Here is a 16,630-nt window from a genome sequence, read left to right as displayed (position 1 = left end):
CTCGTTCGCGCACTTCAGGGGAATACTTGTTCGTTGTCTTGCTCATGATGCTCCATCCTACTCAGGAGTTGGAGCCTCCGGCAAACCCGGCGCGGTTCAGCGCTCCAAGTCGGCCAAGACATCATCCGATACGTCCAGAACCTCGCTCCAAGCATCCTGACCACCACCGAGTGCGTCTACCAGTTGGTTGTGGAACTGACCTTCCAACGTGCTTTCACTCACGCCACGTTCGCTAGAGGGCGAGAGGTTTTGGACAGGCACCTTCTCCTCGCTGGCCTCTTTTTCTTTTTTTCTTTCTTTTATTATTTGGGCGGAACCTTCATTCCGGTTTTTCGGAACCTGTGTTCCGGTTTCAAGGAACAGACGTTCCGTATTTAGACCCGGGATCAGGTAGTCATTCGCCTTGGTCCGCCCAGCGTGAATGCACCGTTTGACGTAGCCATGCTCTTCAAGCCGAGCAACGCACTTCCGCACGGCACGCTCCGTGATCGAAAGCTCTTCCGCGATCAGTCCGACAGATGGAAAGCATGCGCCCGTCTCAGGATTGACTCGCCAGACAAGTCGTTCAAACACGAGCTTGTCGTATGCCTTCAGCTGCTTGTCGCAGACCGCATCGTTGATCTTCAGGAGCTTGTGATATGATGATTTCTTCTTCACTTGGTCGAACGCGCCGCGCAAGTTTCCACCCGCTGCTCGAGGATCCATCGCTCAAGGTCCTCACGCCGATACCGTACCGACCGCCCGATCTTGATGTATGCCGGCCCCTCGCTCCGTGTTGCCGCAACTTCGAGATACCGCTTACCGATGCCGTATTCCGCCTCGACCTCCAAACGGGTTAGCAGCTTCAGGTCGGACTGTTCTTTTTCTGACATCCCATGCCTCCGGGTAACTTGCTGTTACCCCGAGTTACACGGGCTTTGGTCTGGTTCGCATTTGAGGGTATTTGAGATTTATTGAGCGTAATTCCGGCTAACCCCGCCGGGCGCTGACGCGCTCCATCAACCTTCTCACTTTCGCTTCATACGATGCGCCTGGGATTTCGTGCCCATATTGGTCGATTACAACGGTCACAGCCCCGTGGACGGTCGCAGAGCTGTCGTCATCGAGTTTACGGAGTATCAGATCTACAAATGGCGCATCTTTCTCGGCATATCCGCCCCTTCCCTTGGGGCGCCCAAGCTTGTTTGGCCTTTTTGCGAACCAATCGTTGGGCAGGTCACGGGTCAGTAAGACCCAGTCGTTGACATAATTTGCAGGATCATATTCCTCGTCCTTCCAGCGATCCGGATGCAAAAGCCGTCCGCCGGGGAAAAGTTCTTCAACAATAAGCACGCGGCCTTCTCGTAACGCGAGTTTCAGAAGCACTCCGAGTTCCATGGACAAGTCCAGGCAAGCCGTCCGAAATTCTGACCACTCTCGGCCGATTGCGTAGCACCGCCACTTGTCCAGCCATTGCGCGTCTTCTTGATCTGGCAACTCGATAAGACCGAGTGTCTCGACCTCTTCTGGTGATGGATCGTGATCAAATGTAAGCAATTTCTTACGCGCGATACGGTTGCCCAATGCGTCACTGATCTGCCGCAAGAGCCCGGGAACGGGACCATCGGGCCCCAATAGTGCCTTTCTGAACGCCTGTTCTCCTTGGGGCGAAGAATGCGTCCAGGAGATATGAGCGCCATTGACAGTCGTCTGTCGAACACCTGAAGGCAGTAGGTAGTTCGATATCTGCTTCAGTGCTTCGGAGGTCGCTGGCGGTCCAATTCGGTCCATAGCGGACAGCGCCGTTTGAGCCTCGGACAGAAGTATCCATGGTGGCTCATCCTGTCGGCGATGCAATATGGCCTGTCCTGCCATGATCATGTCTCGCGCTTGACGCTCAGGCAGAGTATGCGGTTCGCCGGATACCTTGCCGCGATCATCCACTGGAATAACTGCGATCATCCAAAAACACCGATTGTTAATTCGTTATTCGGTCGACGTGCAAAAATCATGCCAGAACCTGGTACAGCAACAACAAAGCTCGGGAGCCGGACGCTGCGAAGAAAGTCGTCACATGACCACGTGCAGAATTCAACAATTCTTGGCGTGGCTTGTTTGGCGGCTTTGAGGACGGCAGCGCGGCTTCGGGCGAGACGCGGACTAACAAACTCAAGACTTCTTGGCCTTGAACCTGAATGCCATTACCCTTTCACTATGGCGAGGCTTCTCATTATCTACCATTCGCGCACCGGGGGAAGCGAACAGATGGCTGAAGCCGCCTTCGAAACGGCTCGCGGTGAAACCGAGACAAGCCTCAAACGTGCAGATGAAACTGGACCCGAAGATATAATTGAAGCCGATGGGTATCTATTTTGTGCTCCAGAGAACCTTGCTGCTATCTCCGGAGTAATGAAAGACTTCTTCGATCGCTGTTATTATCCAGTTCTAGGTCGGATTGATGGGCGCGCTTATGCTCAAATGGTCTGTGCTGGATCCGACGGCGAAAATGCCTCACGCCAGATAGCCCGTATCTCGCAAGGGTGGCGATTGCGTCCGGTTCAAGAACCATTGATCCTGTGTACTCATGCCCAAACGCCTGAAGACATACTCGCACCCAAACAAATTCCTGAGACCGAGTTGGATCGTTGCCGCGATGTCGGGCAGACTCTAGCCGCTGGTCTTGCTATGGGAATGTTTTAAAATCGCAGGGCCCGTGGCTTTAACTGAATGGCAATTCCGGCGTCCTCGCATTTTTGCCTGATTCCGTCTGCTTAATGCTTAAATCTCATTTTCCCTCAATAAACCAGGTTGAGCATGATGAGAGAAACGACCAGGAATAAGACTGTCATAACGCCTCCAGACTTTACAAAGTCGATCACCTTGTAGCCGGCCGGTCCCATTATAAGCGCATTCACTTGATGCGTTGGAATTATGAACGAATTCGATGTGGAGATCGCGACAGTTAGTGCGAAGACTGCGGGGTTTGCCCCGGTTGCGACGGCGATTGAGACGGCTAGCGGCACGAGAAGCACCGTTGCGCCGACATTGGACATCACAAGAGAGAAAACAGTCGCGAGGATGGCGATGCCTGCTTGCAACGACCAAACCGGCCAACCATCCAACAAGGTAAGGATTTGTTGCGCGATCCACTCGGCGGTTCCGGTGTTTTGTACCGCCTGGCCAAGAGGTATGAGACTGGCCAACAGAAAGACTGTGTTCCAACCGACCGATCGATAGGCTTCGTCAATGCTTAGGACACGCGTGAGCAGCATACCAACAGCGCCCGTGAGAAGGCACAGCGAAAGCCGGATATCTGTGAATAGAATGAGAGAGAGCGACAACAAGAAGAACCCGACGGCCCAGCCAACCTTTTGAGGCCGAAGTTCCTCCTGAGGAAAGTCAGAGGTGACGACGATAAAGTCCCTGTTCGACTTCAGCCGAGCAAGCATATCCCACCGCGTATGGGCGACGAGCATGTCGCCTGCCTGAAATTTCACCAATCCGATCGCCGTGGCGTCGTGTTCCTCCGTTTCGACATGGCTCATCGTTTCTTCACCACGATGGATCGCAAGCAGCGAAAGACCGGTCATCTTGCGCAAAAGTAGATCTCGCGGGGATTGTCCAATTACCTTTGAGTCGGGCGGAATGACGACCTCTGCAATACCCGCATTTGTCGGTGCGAATTCTTCAGCGAACACGTCGAGACGGTCATGTAACTTGAGCCCGTTGCTTTGGCAGAAGGCTTCGATGACATCTCTCCTTCCTATGATCGCCAAACGGCAGGGGGTCGCGATTTCAGCGGTCAGCACCTGTACCATCGATACCTTGCCGCGGTAGTACGTGGAGATGATGTAAAGGTTGTTTTCCAGATTAATGTCCGCAAGTTGCTGCCTCTCAAGAGGCGTTCCTTCCGGGACGGTCACTTCAAAGACATCCGCGGTCAGACCGTAAACCCGGTGCAAGTATTCCGATGTGCCCTGCCCTGACGTGGCATCGACCTTTCCGGACGAACCTGGAAGGACAAATCGGCCCAGAAGCATGAAATAGGCAATACCGGTCAGAACAAGCGCCGCGCCGATCGGTGTCACCGAAAACAGTGAAAAAGCCTCCATCTGGTGCTCCGGACTAAGACCGCCGTTGGCGGTCTCGATCAGGTCATTGAGCAAAATGAGCGGCGAGGAACCGACCATCGTCATCGTGCCTCCGAGAATGGCACAAAAGCCCATCGGCATGAGGAGCCGTGACAGCGGCAGTCCCGTGCGGGCGGAGATCCTGCTGACAACAGGCACAAACAGTGCCGCGGCACCGACGTTTTGCAGGAAGCTGGAAATAACTCCCACAGTACCTGATACGATCGGCACAACACGTCCTTCGGTCTCGCCGCCATAACGCAAAATCTGTGCAGCAACTTTGTTCATGATCCCGGTTCGGTCCAGGCCAGCGCCAACGATCATGACCGCGATGATCGAGATGACGGCGTTGGAAGCGAAACCGTCAAAAAGGTGGTGAACATCTGCGAGGTTTTCCAAACCTGGGACATAGGAAAAGATTCCAATCAGCACCAAAACGAGGATGGCAGCTAGGTCGATGCGGATTATTTCGGATACAAAAAGGAACACTGTGAACAGCAGCATCCCGACGACGAACGCCATCTCGGTCGTGAAGAAGACTGGTTCCAAGCTGCCCTCCCTCTTCGGACGATTGTGGAAGCAAACGGATTTCCAGTCAAATTAGAGCTCATCTTGCGTTGCCAGAGAGATGAGCTTGCAACCAACCCTGCCCACTTGCTTCTGCCAGGAGAGGCAAGCGCAATCTGTTTCGCTACTTTCGCAAGCACCTTGAGACCATCCGCTTCTGTATAGTGAGTTACGTCAGGCATCCGCTCTTTTCCCGCCGACCGACCTGACAAAAAGCTTAGGTTATGTTATGTTTACCCATAGGAGGAGTGTCATGGCAGTAGCAGCACAAGTTACTTGGGCGGCAACCAACGGAACAGCGGGAATGACTGTTCAACAGCTCGGCGGTACGGTGAAAAGGCTGTTTGGGAAAACACAATGGCAGCTTGATCCGAAAGATGTGGTTGCATGTATCGAGCAAGACGAATGGAAGTTCTTCGTGGAGCTCGAAGGAGAAAAGGCCTGGCTCGAAGTAGAGGAGGCGGAGGACGGCCAGAAAGTATTGAGCCTTACCGGTGACGCCGAAGCAGAAGCAGTTTTTGCGTCTTTGCCAGAAGAACCCGATCAATAGCGCCAACGACGGCTCATCATCAGACCACCAATTCAAAAGGCGTCACCGTCACGCACCTAAGAAAACGCCGAAAAATGATCCCTGCGATATTGTCTGACCGGTTGCGAGTGTCTTGAAAGTATCAAGGCCGGATACAAGAATTCACAAAGCGGATTGCAGCTTGACAAAGGAGCGCTGCGGGTCATGCGCTACGATTTTCAAGGGTTTACTGACCTGTTTTTTTGGCATTCAAAAACAGACACTTACGCAAAACGCACAAATAGCGCGCAGATACGAAACAATGTTGTTTTCGTTCGTTTTATCGCTACCGCGCCGTGATCATCCACGAAGATATCCACAGATTCTGTGAAGAAAATATTACTACCATTCAAGGAAGACTTAGCTTCGCCCTAAGGTGGAAGTTGGAGAAGATTCTTGAGCGATTTTGTGGTAACGTATGAGTCGTTTCGCGAAGCCTGTATACAACCCAAGCATTTATCTCTTACGGTCCTCTGCTCCAAGGCAGGGGGCCGATTTTTTGATCCGGTTCCCTGATAAGCATAACGCCACAGAGCGGATAGGTCAGAAAACACACAGATAGTGGCAATGGACCAGGAAAACCAACGTAAGCACTCGACTGTGTCTACGCCCCCCCATGCTTAAACCATCCAGAGCTGTATTTAGTTTGTCATAACTTCTTTAGATTGTTAACGTTTAGGTGTTGCTTGATGATTCTACTATCTTTTTACGAGAAGTTGAGGATGCGGGTAACATATATGAACCAACAATTTTGGAGAATGATTACATGACAAAGATCAGAGCACTGCCTATGGCTGCCATTTTCGCTGTTGCTGCCGCCTTGGCTATACCGACTGCGTCTCACGCTGCGGACTCAAGAGTCTGTGTCAAAAACGAAGGCGGCTTCGTAGCACGCTTCGAGGTGGACTATACGGAAAACGGAAAGAAAATTCACAATCATTCCGGCGATTTCACGGCTGGGGTTCAAAAGTGTATTCGCGCTCCGGAGGACGCTACGAACGTTTTCGTCTCGGTCCAAGAAGCCTGGTTTATTAACTCTTGGTCAACAGTCTGCGAGAAGGGCTTTAACGCTCCACAAGATGTGAACGTCACAGTTTCCGGCACGACGCTGAACGCCAAGTGTTCCGGACTGTGATCCGCTAAGATCGAGCTTTTAATTGAGACTTGTGTCGGGGCCTTGAAGCCCCGGCATGATCTTTGATCCAAGTGTCGCCCTCAAACGACTTCGAAACCGTTTCCAAAAAACGTCCCCTCTTCGCTGACTGCCCCCGTCTCACACGATTTTCCAACAGGCTCGGCGACTGCTTCTCATGATGTCACGTCGATAGATCCAAGTCTCGCTTGAAGCGCTTTGCATGTGGTTTCCATCGCGGGACGCAAGGCATCGAGTGAAGGCTTGGTATACCTCTGCCCGGTGATTGACTGCGGCGTGTGATTGAGCAGGCGCCCGACCACCTCTTCGAGAACGCCCGCTTCCATCGCGACGGTGGCGAAGGTCCTGCGATGCGCGTGCGGCGACCACTTTATTCTCTGCGGGCCCTCGACATGTCCGGATGGCGACTTCGGCGACGGGAAGACCCAGGTGCGGTGCAATCCTTGGACTGGCGCCAGAATTTCGTGATGCAACTGAAGGATCGGCAGGTCAAAACTGCGTCCGTTTTTGGTCATCGGCAGATGTAGGTGGTCTTCATGAACGTGCTTCCACTGGAGCGTCAGCGCTTCTGTCTTGCGCAGCCCGGTGAACAGCAGAAGTTCGTAGAAGACCGCGTGGATGGGATTGTAGAGCTCATCGATCGTTCGCCTCCACGCCCTGAAGTCTGAAATGATCGATCCATTGGGACGTTCCTCGAACCACTCGATCGCCATCGTTGGGGACTCGGGCAAGTCATAGATCCTGCGCGCATGGTTCCAGACACTCCGGAAGTATTTCAGCGTGTGATTTGCTGCGGACGGCGTCGCCGCCATGGAGCGGTGTCGCTCCGCCACCATGGCTTTCGTGATTTCATCCAGCGGCAAGCGCAGCCAGTCTTTCAGATGCAGTTCGAACTGCTGCCGAACCGATATCTTGTGCGTGTCGGACCGCAACTTGGGTCGCGCGAGATAGGCCTCCATGGCCACCCGAAGCGTTGGAGCGCCAATCTGAACTTTCTTGCCAGCGCCCCTGCCCCACTCCAGCGCATAGCCGAGTGCGGTTTGACGCGCAGCATCGGCCGAGATCACCGGATATCGGCCGATGAGAATGCGGCGTGTTTGGCCGCCCACGTCTTTCTGGAAGTACCAGGTCTTTGATTTCTTGCCGACGAACAGGACAAGGCCTTTGACCTCGTTGTCCCAGTGCTTGGCGGTGCCCTGTTTTGTCGGCGGAACCTTACGTGCGAAGGTTTCTGTGAGCTTTGGCATTTTGTCGGCTTTTTGTCGGGAACAGCATGATAAGAGGCGATACAGGATGAAACCTAATGCGCTATATAATTCAATAAAATGAAACGCCTAGCAAGAGCACGATACTCCGTGAAACTCACAACGCTTCCTTGGAAGGCTGAGGTCTTACCATTACACAACGCCCGCTCAACGTTGCAGACCAATATTTCATGCAGATAAAAGGGTCAAGGGCCGCGTCGCGAACGGCTCAATGCTGCCGTTGACTTAGACATGCGAAGGTTGCGCCGCCGCTCGCAAAAGCGGTCCTTCGCTGTGCGGCTGATACGCTCAGTCGACCCGAGTTGTTTGAAGACGCACACAATTCGTATCAAACCAAGTTGAGCTAACAGCAAGGTAAGGTGTCATGTGATCTTGGACGGCACAGAGCGTATGGGCTAGATTGTCGGCGGGCTTCAGTGGTCCGATCTTACGCTTTTATAAGAAAGGGACTTCAAACATGAATTTCTTCCTCCGCTGCATTTCGCAGATTGCTTTTGTCCTGACAACAGCTGCTTCTCCTCTCACAGCGCAAAACCTGTCTGGAGCCGATCTGACTCTATCGGGCAGCATTACTCAGAACGGGTCTGGGACAAATTTTTTCAACGGGTCAAACAACACCTTCAACGGTCGCGCCTGCCTCGGCCCTTCGTGTGACGGGTCGGAACCCTTCGAACAAGGTCCCCTGCGGCTGAAATGGAGCGAACCCGACATTCTCTTCGAGGACAGTTCCTCGTCGGCTGGCATCTCCAGCAACGATTGGCGTCTGGTCATCAACGACTTCACTGTTAGCAAGTTTGCCGTACAAGACATCGATGGGGGTACATTTCCCTTCACTATTGACGGAGGTACACCGGATAATACGCTCTGGCTTGATGACACCGGTAATGTCGGGCTCGGCACCGCCTTGCCGCAGCAACGGCTGCATATAACCCGGTCTGGCGAGGCTGGCATTCGGCTCGAAGACAATGGCGGCACAGCCTATGCTTGGGATCTGCGAGGCAATTCATTCGGGCTTTATGTCTATGACCCACAGACCGCCGACATTCCGTTCGAAATACGAGCGGGAGCGCCAAACGGAGCGTTTTATGCTGCAGAGAATGGGTATATCGGCCTAGGCACACGCACACCCGATGCTCCGCTGGAAGTGAGCGACGATGAAACCTTCAGTTTTTTCCGCATCACTGCCACTGGCGCAGGAAAAAACCAATCCGCAGATGTCGTCTTTACCCAAGGCCCGTTGGGCACGGGCGAGTTCCGGTACAACATTGTCGATGGCGATGGGCCGGAAATGCGGCTCAATGCCAACGGCGACGTGATCGTGGATGGCACGTTGACCACCGGCGGCCCGACCTGCGCCAGCGGATGCGATACGGTATTCGATGGAGATTTCGAGCGACTGTCGATTGAGGAACATGCCGCGCTGATGTGGGAGAAGGGGCATCTGCCCGCAGTCGGGCCGACGGTACCGGGCGCGCCGATGAATGTTGCAGAAAAGCTGGGAAACATCCTCAACGAGCTGGAACACGCCCATATCTATATCGATGATCAGCAAAAACAGATCGCCGAGCTGACTGCCCGGAATACTGCACTGGCGGCCCGCCTATCACGTATTGAGGCCGTGCTGCTTCAATTGGAGGAATAGCCGCCGGGCCAGATTTTCCACAGACCCAGAGTGGCGCCCGTCGTGCTTTTTCTCGCCTGTCTTCGGAAACTCGAGAGTTTTGATGAAGCCGTCCCGGACGAAGAACCCAAGCCCCGCTTTACGAAGCCGGGACCTCTGGAGACCGACAGTCCTCCATTTTCGTAGTAGTCAGAATGACGTGGTTCGAACGTCCCGATACGGGTTTCACTCGTCGCATTGCGTCCCAATTTTCATTGCTTCAAAGCCGTAAATTACTTAGCGTTTAGCCCGCGTGAGGTTCGCGAAAAGGGTATGGCCAGGAGGGCTTCTTTTGAAGGCTTGTTGCTCGTTTCTTGCAGTCTTGTGTCTGATGTCCGCCACGGCAGGATCGGCAGACAGTCCTGATCCTGTTCAGAGAAATAACTCGAGTGCGGTCTGGTTTGAAAACTGGATCGGGTTGGATAACGCAAATCTGCGGGTCGCGAGCCCTGACGGGGAAATCAGAGATGTATTTTCAGCGCAAGGCACGCCGGTTTATGAGCTATCCGGCGCGTCTTCGGACGGTGTCTATCGGTATGAGTTACGTGCGCAGACTGACGAGCTTATCAAAAATCGGAACTATCCGCCCAACAGTCCTCAGAAGGAGGACCAACAATCCATCCGAAAATCATTTTATAGATCGGGAATTTTTGTCGTTCAGCGAGGAGTCATCCTCCAGCCTAATGGATTGAATGAGCCGGAGGAATTGAAGGAGTGACCCACGTTGTGCGGTCAAGCGGATCCGAACTTGTATAAGTTCAAGCACTGAGGCAATCCTTCATGCAGCGTCGATTTGATGCAATCCTGTAAGAGCGGCTATTCCTGTCAGCGTGAAATTCGCTCGTGACTAGAGACTGCGTTCCTTAATACCGCGCTTCTGCGTTCGCGGTTTTTTCTCTGATTTATTCGAAGTAGTCGGCATAATTGGGGTCGGTCGCGCTCGCAGCGAATGGCCGGTGTCCGCCTTCTCTGCCAGGATCTCAGGCGCATAATCGAGCCTTATTTGACGTCGGCAACGCGTTTCAAATGGCCTGTGAGACTCAGGACTGATCGGATGAGCAGCCTGATCTGACTGGTCCGGTTTGATTTTTAGTGCATCGTCGGCCTTGGGTCCACTGGAACGATGGTTTCTGGTGCCGGTCGTCGGTATCCGGCAGGCTGCATAACAGAACCTGTGCGCCGACGTCGTCGCTGGCCTGTCCGGCGGCCACGAAGAGGCTGAGCGGGAGGCCATCGCTATCTTAGACCGCGTGCAGCTTGGTGTTCATGCCACCCTTGGTCCGGCCAATGAGGCGGCCACGCCCCTTTTTCGCGGCCAGGCTGGTCGCGGTCCGGTGTGCTTTGAGATAAGTCGTATCGATCATGACCATCTTCTCCTCGCCGTGTTTGGCGGCCAGAAGATATCAGACATGTTCACCGCTCAGTTTTAGGGCGGTGAAACACGCAACCCTTTAGAAATCAATCTGTCCTGGCGCTAGAGCAGTTTTTACGCTTTCGTTTTGTTTGAACTCTGCGCCTTTTCAAGCCGATTGTACGGCGCACCCTGCAGTTGCTTGTACCAACCGGAAACCCACCCATATTTCCGCTGTGGCAAAGACCTATACTCCCGGAGGCGAACATGGGTTATACCAAGACAGCAATGCTGATGGCGGCAATGACCGCGCTCTTTATGGGCGTGGGCTACCTGCTCGGTGGATCCGGCGGCGCTGTGATCGCGCTAGTGGTTGCCGCGGCCATGAACGTTTTCGCTTGGTGGAACTCGGACAAAATGGTTCTGCGCATGCATAATGCGCAAGCCGTGACGCGGGGTGATCGGCTTGGACTGCATTCTATGACAGTAGAACTCGCACGAAATGCAGGTCTGCCCGATCCAGAGGTCTACCTGATCGACACACCACAACCGAATGCCTTCGCCACGGGCAGAAACCCGTCCAACGCCGCGGTGGCCGTAACCTCGGGCCTAATCCAAAGTCTGAGCCGCGAGGAATTGGCAGGCGTGATTGCACACGAACTGGCGCATATCCGTAACCACGACACTACGATCATGACCGTTACCGCCACCTTCGCCGGGGCGATTTCGATGCTGGCGAACTTCGCGCTCTTTTTCGGCGGCTCGCGCGAACGGGCCGGGCTTCTAGGCACGATTCTCTTGATGATCCTGGCGCCGCTCGCCGCTGCATTAGTGCAGATGGCGATCAGCCGAACACGGGAATATGCGGCCGATAAGGCCGGTGCCGAGATTTGTGGCCAACCGCTTTGGTTGGCCTCTGCGCTTGAGAAAATCGCCGTGGGAGCGGCCCAGATCGACAACGACGCGGCCGAGCGCAATCCGGCAACGGCGCACATGTTCATCATCAACCCGCTGCACGCACACAATCACGACAGTCTTTTCGCGACTCACCCCGCGACCGAGAACCGCGTGCGCGCCCTGCGCGCTATAGCACAACAGTCTCGTGAAGCCTCAACCAGAGCCACGCGGCCGACCTCCCAAAGCCGCATTCCCCATACGCGAAAAGGTGACCGCACAGGACCTTGGTCCTGAAGTCATCCCGCAGAAGTTAGGATGCAAGCCAAAGGGACCCTTGAATCCCCAAATTCACAGGGCCACCACGCGATGATGGCCGTCATTTTCAGACAGTGATTGGATAGCACTTTTACAGAGCCTTCGGGAGGAGCCGAATTCAAACCTTTGACCAAACGGCACGCGCAGAATTCTCAGGTCATCAGTCTGCGCCGAAGAGCCTCGTCGGGCGTCGCGCAGATGTCGGACTTGCCAAAGCGGTACCGATTGCGGGCAATCAGGCGATACAGCCATTCGCGAAACCCGCGCGGGAAGACCCGCAACAGCGTGGCGAGCTTGCCGACCCCACCTAGCCTCCCGCCAATTCGAATGATCGCTTCCATGCCCGACCATGCCAGCCCGTTCTCTAGAAACAGCCACGTCTCGGGGGCCGTCGGGTCCAAGCCATAATGGCGCACAAGAGCATCGCCGGTTGTCGACTGGACGGGACAGATGCGAAACGTCTCACCTTTATCGAGCCTTGCAATTTTCTTTGCGCCCCAGGAGCAAAGTGCGCAGTCGCCATCCATGACCGCGATACGACCGCTGTCATCGAAAGCAGGTACCGCTGGATCCTCTCGATATGAATAGGCTCTTTTCGTCAAGAGTTCCGCCATGCTCATCTCCAATGCGCTTTGGTTCAAGCATGCGCCGTTTCTTACCAGGCCGCAACGGAGCGCCGATTGCAAAGGTGCAGACCCAAAGGAGCGCGTTTTTCAGCTTTTCCGAAGGCGGATAAAACAGAAATCCTCAAGTGCAAAACTTGCTTGCAGCTTCGCGGCATATCAGGTTGAGAACACGCTGATTTCACAGTATCCGGAAAGGCCTTAGGCTTTAACCCTGTAGTTTTTTTGAGAGCGCGCTCTAAGTGGCTGCGGCGCCCAAACGGACGCCGCATGCTTTCCTTGCGATGGGGTCTGCAGCCCATCGCGATTAGGCGGCCAGCCAGGGCGTCGGATTGTCGATGCCGGGCATGTCGCCCGGGTCGCGCTCCCCTGCGGCCAGCCACGGCGTCGGGTTGTCGATGCCGGGCACGTCGCCCGGGTCGCGCTCGCCTGCGGCCAGCCACGGCGTCGGGTTGTCGATGCCGGGCACGTCGCCCGGGTCGCGTTCGCCTGCGGCCAGCCATGGCGTCGGATTGTCGATGCCGGGCACGTCGCCCGGGTCGCGTTCGCCTGCGGCCAGCCATGGCGTCGGATTGTCGATGGCGCAGACTTCATTTTTTTCGCTCACAGTTGTCATGCGTGGACGCGGGTCATCGACTTCACACACTTCACCACGGTCGCGCTCAGCAGTCAGCCACGGCTTCGAGTCGTCCAGGCCAGGTATCTCACTTGGGTTATGCTCTGCCAGGACCTGAGCCGAGCCAAGAGACATGAAAGCGGCAAGCGAGGTGGCCGCAGTGAAGTTCAGAATGCCAAAGGTACGCATTATGCACCTCCTTCTATTAATGAGTTTTGAAATTTAAATTGAGTTCAACCGGCACACAGGGTGATATACTTGGCGCATCACCCCGAGAATAACGGCACCTAAGGTCTACAAAATTCGGCCCTTTGGGCTAACCGACACAATACTCGAAGACGTGGCTTGGTTTGATGCCCTGTGAATTCTACGGCTTTGCTCCAAGCACTTAGCAATAAGTACTGTCATCCCAAGAACCATCATGAACCAAATGAATATTGAAAGTTGTGACCTGGCTCACATGTTTTGCAAACTTTTGGGGTCTGGACTCATAATCGATAGATGACGGTTGCCGCGAGTGCGATGGCTCAGAGAGGTTCTCTTTGGCATCTGTCGTATCGGCTTGCGACGTGCCGCCAGTCCTTGAGCCTGCCGTGGATAATCCCGCTTAGCACGCGTCGGTCATCGACGCGCGGCTCGCCGTGGGACTTTAGGAAAATAGGGCGCAAGACGCGTCATCTGCGCGTCGGACAGCCTTAAGATATCAGACATTTTCAGCTTTCAGTTTTCGGTCGGCGAAATACGCATCCCCGTAAAAATCAATCGATCCTGACCCTCGTTTTGGCGCGGGGTTTGCTTCGTCCGCACCACATTTCTTACACTTGGCAATTATTTCTTGTGCCGCCATTGCTTCGACCCCCAAGAGAATGTTTGTGGCTGGCCCTGTTTTGCAGCTTCCTCCGGGTTCGGGCACGGTACATACTCTAGCTATCCGTACGTGGTTCGAGCGCTAAAGCCCGGATCAGAAACAAGGTGGTGTTGAGCAAAGCAGTTTGTTTGATTGCACAAACTTTGTGCTACTCTGTCCTATACAAACTTTGTTGATTGGTTTTGACGCATGCCTGACAATATTTCTAAATCCTTTGCATTGCGACCATTGGAGAAGCCCGACCTGAATTCCATCACACGCTGGTTTCAGGACGTGGGAGATCTGGCGCTTTTTGATCGCAACGCGCGCGCGCCTTACGATCTGGCTACTTGCGAGAGGCTGTGGAACATGTCGGACATGCCCCACGCCGCGGACGACAGGTGTTGGTTCACGATCACGTCCGAGCCCGGCGGAGTTGCGGGTATCATAGGCCTTGAACGCATTTCGCCCATCAACCGGGACGCGGTCATCGCGCTCTATGTCGACCATGCGAATCGGCGGCAGGGGGTTGGCATTCGGGCCTCTGCGCTCATACTGGATTTCGCATTTCGGCAACTCGGTTTGAACCGGGTGACATCCTTCTATCGCCAGGACAACGCTGGCAGCCGCGATCTGACAAGTCAGGCCGGCTTCGAAGTCGAGGGCACGATGCGGCAGGCTTGGTTTTCTGGCGGGAAGTTTCACGACATGATCGTCGTCGGTCTCTTGGCGGAGAAATGGAACGTTCGGCGGGACGGCCTGGCAGAGGAACTTGGAGAAGAAACTGTGATCTCGTTTGGCGATGGGACGACTTCGGCATCAAAGTGGCCACCGCACAGATCTGCAACGCTCTGAATGAAAGCCGAATAGTTGAACCCGAAGCAACCTACTTTCCGACAGCGGCTCGGGGCTGTCTTGTTCGCCGATGTCGTCGGGTATTCCCGACTCATGGGACGTAACGAGATTGACACCTACAAGGCCTTGCGCGCTCTTTTGGAACGGCTTGAAGCTTCGTGTCTCGAACACGGTGGCCAGTTTGTCGACGTCAAGGGTGACGGTATCCTCGCCCGGTTCGACACAGCGACCGACGCGGTACTTTTCGGCGTGGAATTGCAGGGGATCACGGAGGGCAGCAATGCCGCCAAACCCCTGGACCAGCGGATCAGTTTTCGCGTCGGGATCCACCTTGGGGAATTCCTGCTCGACGACAGAGGCATTCACGGCGACATCGTCAACATAGCGGCGCGATTGCAGGAGATCGCAGAACCCGGGCGAGTTTTCGTCAGTTCCAGCGTGTACGAACAGGTGCGCAACAAACTGCGGCTAGGCTACGAGTTTCTTGGCCCGCAGATGCTCAAGAACATTGAGCAGCCGGTCCCCATCTTCTGCATCCGCACCGAAGTCGAGGGCGCGACCATGGCGGCCACGGTTCGGCCTTCGGCGCCGTCGATGGAGTTTGGCCGGCCCGATACGCCTTCAATCGCCGTTCTTCCTTTCACGATCCACAGTGGAGACAGCTCCGAGAGCTGGTTTGCGGAAGGATTGACCGAAGACATCATTCTTGCGCTCTCCAAGTTCAAGAACCTGTTCGTCATCAACCGGAACACGAGCTTCGCGTTCAGAGCAGAGAACCTGCCCCCGAGCAAAGCAGCGACGAAACTGGGTGTGCGCTATGTCGTGCGCGGCAGCGTTCAGCGCGCCAAGACGAAGCTGCGGATCAAGGTCGAGCTGATCGATACCGATTCGTCTCGTACGATCTGGGGCGAGAGCTATGATCGCGATCAGGAAGACATCTTCGAGATCCAGGACGAAATGACCGAGTCCATCGTCGGGGCGGCCGCGGTCCTGGTCGAGACAGAGGAACGTCGCCGGTTCAGTGCGTCAATCCCATCCGACCTTGCAGCCTATGGCTTCGTGCTTCGTGCACAACAGCTAATCTTCAAATATACGCGGCGAGATAACGAGCATGCGCGCATGCTCTACGAGCAGGCTTTGTCACTGGATGGGAAATATGCCCGTGCCTCAGCGGCCTTGTCGCGGACCCTGAACATCGACTGGCGCTACTCCTGGAACGAGGACGGCGATCAGACACTCGACACCGCACTTTCCTATGCCCGTCGGGCCGCCGACCTTGATCCCACGGATGCACGTGCCTTCGGCGAACTCGGTTTCGTACACCTTTACCGAAAGGAACACGATGCAGCGCTCGGGGCGTATGATCGTGCGCTCAAGCTAAATCCGAACGATGCCGATCTGCTGTCGGATTATGCCGACGCTCTGGCGCATTCCGGACAGAACGAGGCAGCGATCCGGCACCTGCAGCGGGCTATGCGATTGAACCCGTTCTTTCCGGACCAGTACCTTTGGCATCTTGGCGGGGCATACTACAATCTCAAGCAATATGACGCGGTTATCGAAACCGTCAGCAAGATGAACAACCCGACGGAGGGTCAGCGGATGCTGGCGGCAAGTTATGCGCAGCTGGGCCAGGTCGAACTTGCACGCAAGATCGCCGAGAAGCACCGCACGGTGCATCCGAACTTTTCGCTAAAACATTGGGAACAGATCATTCCCGACCGCCTTGAAGAGGATACGCAGCACTTTCTGGAAGGGCTGAAGAAAGCGGGGTTCTGATCGGTCGGCCAGCAGTGCACACGCC

Annotated in this window: 15 protein-coding genes and 2 pseudogenes; 8 read left to right on the top strand and 9 right to left on the bottom strand. The window is 54.9% G+C overall.

The features are described from left to right. Nucleotides 1-96: 96 nt before the first annotated feature. The 3 genes from EZV60_RS17320 to EZV60_RS17310 form a co-directional block, all read right to left on the bottom strand. Nucleotides 97-678, bottom strand: coding sequence for a helix-turn-helix domain-containing protein (locus EZV60_RS17320; RefSeq protein WP_167853568.1), 582 nt, complete (start codon nucleotides 676-678; stop codon nucleotides 97-99). After that, complete coding sequence (locus EZV60_RS17315) at nucleotides 654-872, bottom strand: helix-turn-helix transcriptional regulator (RefSeq protein ID WP_135507019.1); 219 nt, start codon at nucleotides 870-872, stop codon at nucleotides 654-656. The genes EZV60_RS17320 and EZV60_RS17315 overlap by 25 nt, the downstream gene beginning before the upstream one ends. 97 nt (nucleotides 873-969) lie before the next feature. Continuing rightward, nucleotides 970-1,941, bottom strand: a complete 972-nt coding sequence (locus EZV60_RS17310; RefSeq protein WP_167853557.1) for a hypothetical protein — start codon at nucleotides 1,939-1,941, stop codon at nucleotides 970-972. A 252-nt stretch (nucleotides 1,942-2,193) separates the two neighbouring features. Here EZV60_RS17310 and EZV60_RS17305 point away from each other — a divergent pair, with 252 nt between their 5' ends. Continuing rightward, entirely contained in the window at nucleotides 2,194-2,679 is a 486-nt protein-coding gene (locus tag EZV60_RS17305; RefSeq protein WP_135507033.1) for a flavodoxin family protein, read from the top strand. Between the two features lie 95 nt (nucleotides 2,680-2,774). Here the strand turns inward: EZV60_RS17305 and EZV60_RS17300 are convergent, their stop codons facing one another. After that, entirely contained in the window at nucleotides 2,775-4,658 is a 1,884-nt protein-coding gene (locus tag EZV60_RS17300) for an SLC13 family permease (protein WP_425353573.1), read from the bottom strand. Between the two features lie 271 nt (nucleotides 4,659-4,929). Here EZV60_RS17300 and EZV60_RS17295 point away from each other — a divergent pair, with 271 nt between their 5' ends. Beyond that, nucleotides 4,930-5,226, top strand: a complete 297-nt coding sequence (locus tag EZV60_RS17295) for a hypothetical protein (protein ID WP_210115120.1) — start codon at nucleotides 4,930-4,932, stop codon at nucleotides 5,224-5,226. Between the two features lie 784 nt (nucleotides 5,227-6,010). Further along, nucleotides 6,011-6,379, top strand: coding sequence for a thiol-activated cytolysin C-terminal domain-containing protein (locus EZV60_RS17290; RefSeq protein WP_135507015.1), 369 nt, complete (start codon nucleotides 6,011-6,013; stop codon nucleotides 6,377-6,379). Between the two features lie 173 nt (nucleotides 6,380-6,552). On the opposite strand, the gene EZV60_RS17285 is transcribed toward EZV60_RS17290, so the two are convergent. Next, nucleotides 6,553-7,644, bottom strand: coding sequence for a tyrosine-type recombinase/integrase (locus EZV60_RS17285; protein ID WP_135507013.1), 1,092 nt, complete (start codon nucleotides 7,642-7,644; stop codon nucleotides 6,553-6,555). 475 nt (nucleotides 7,645-8,119) lie between these two features. Between EZV60_RS17285 and EZV60_RS17280 the strand changes: the two genes are divergently transcribed. Beyond that, nucleotides 8,120-9,304, top strand: a complete 1,185-nt coding sequence (locus tag EZV60_RS17280) for a hypothetical protein (RefSeq protein ID WP_135507011.1) — start codon at nucleotides 8,120-8,122, stop codon at nucleotides 9,302-9,304. Between the two features lie 349 nt (nucleotides 9,305-9,653). After that, nucleotides 9,654-10,040, top strand: a complete 387-nt coding sequence (locus tag EZV60_RS17275; protein ID WP_135507009.1) for a hypothetical protein — start codon at nucleotides 9,654-9,656, stop codon at nucleotides 10,038-10,040. Nucleotides 10,041-10,464: 424 nt separating this feature from the next. Here EZV60_RS17275 and EZV60_RS17270 read toward each other — a convergent pair. Then, nucleotides 10,465-10,719, bottom strand: a pseudogene (locus EZV60_RS17270) (IS5/IS1182 family transposase); the annotation flags it as partial. A gap of 221 nt (nucleotides 10,720-10,940) precedes the next feature. On the opposite strand from EZV60_RS17270, the gene htpX reads away from it, so the two are divergent. Continuing rightward, nucleotides 10,941-11,864 (top strand): zinc metalloprotease HtpX, encoded by a 924-nt coding sequence (gene htpX / locus EZV60_RS17265; RefSeq protein WP_135507007.1) that lies wholly within the window; start codon nucleotides 10,941-10,943, stop codon nucleotides 11,862-11,864. A gap of 173 nt (nucleotides 11,865-12,037) precedes the next feature. Here the strand turns inward: htpX and EZV60_RS17260 are convergent, their stop codons facing one another. The 3 genes and pseudogenes from EZV60_RS17260 to EZV60_RS17250 form a co-directional block, all read right to left on the bottom strand. Beyond that, nucleotides 12,038-12,505 (bottom strand): thiol-disulfide oxidoreductase DCC family protein, encoded by a 468-nt coding sequence (locus tag EZV60_RS17260; protein WP_342588812.1) that lies wholly within the window; start codon nucleotides 12,503-12,505, stop codon nucleotides 12,038-12,040. Between the two features lie 310 nt (nucleotides 12,506-12,815). After that, nucleotides 12,816-13,313: a hypothetical protein gene (locus EZV60_RS17255; protein ID WP_135507004.1), complete on the bottom strand. Its 498-nt coding sequence runs from the start codon at nucleotides 13,311-13,313 to the stop codon at nucleotides 12,816-12,818. Nucleotides 13,314-13,720: 407 nt separating this feature from the next. After that, nucleotides 13,721-13,835: pseudogene (locus tag EZV60_RS17250) on the bottom strand (IS5/IS1182 family transposase); the annotation flags it as partial. Between the two features lie 346 nt (nucleotides 13,836-14,181). Here EZV60_RS17250 and EZV60_RS17245 point away from each other — a divergent pair. Together EZV60_RS17245 and EZV60_RS17240 are read left to right on the top strand one after the other, a co-directional pair. Continuing rightward, nucleotides 14,182-14,826 (top strand): GNAT family N-acetyltransferase, encoded by a 645-nt coding sequence (locus EZV60_RS17245; protein WP_135507002.1) that lies wholly within the window; start codon nucleotides 14,182-14,184, stop codon nucleotides 14,824-14,826. Between the two features lie 15 nt (nucleotides 14,827-14,841). Beyond that, nucleotides 14,842-16,605, top strand: a complete 1,764-nt coding sequence (locus EZV60_RS17240) for a tetratricopeptide repeat protein (RefSeq protein ID WP_280952606.1) — start codon at nucleotides 14,842-14,844, stop codon at nucleotides 16,603-16,605. Nucleotides 16,606-16,630: the final 25 nt, after the last annotated feature.

This window comes from Roseovarius aestuariivivens (assembly GCF_004761875.1).
Classification (GTDB): Bacteria; Pseudomonadota; Alphaproteobacteria; order Rhodobacterales; family Rhodobacteraceae; genus Roseovarius; species Roseovarius aestuariivivens.
Note: the sequence above shows the minus strand (reverse complement) of the source record. Positions and strands in the feature narration are given on the sequence as shown.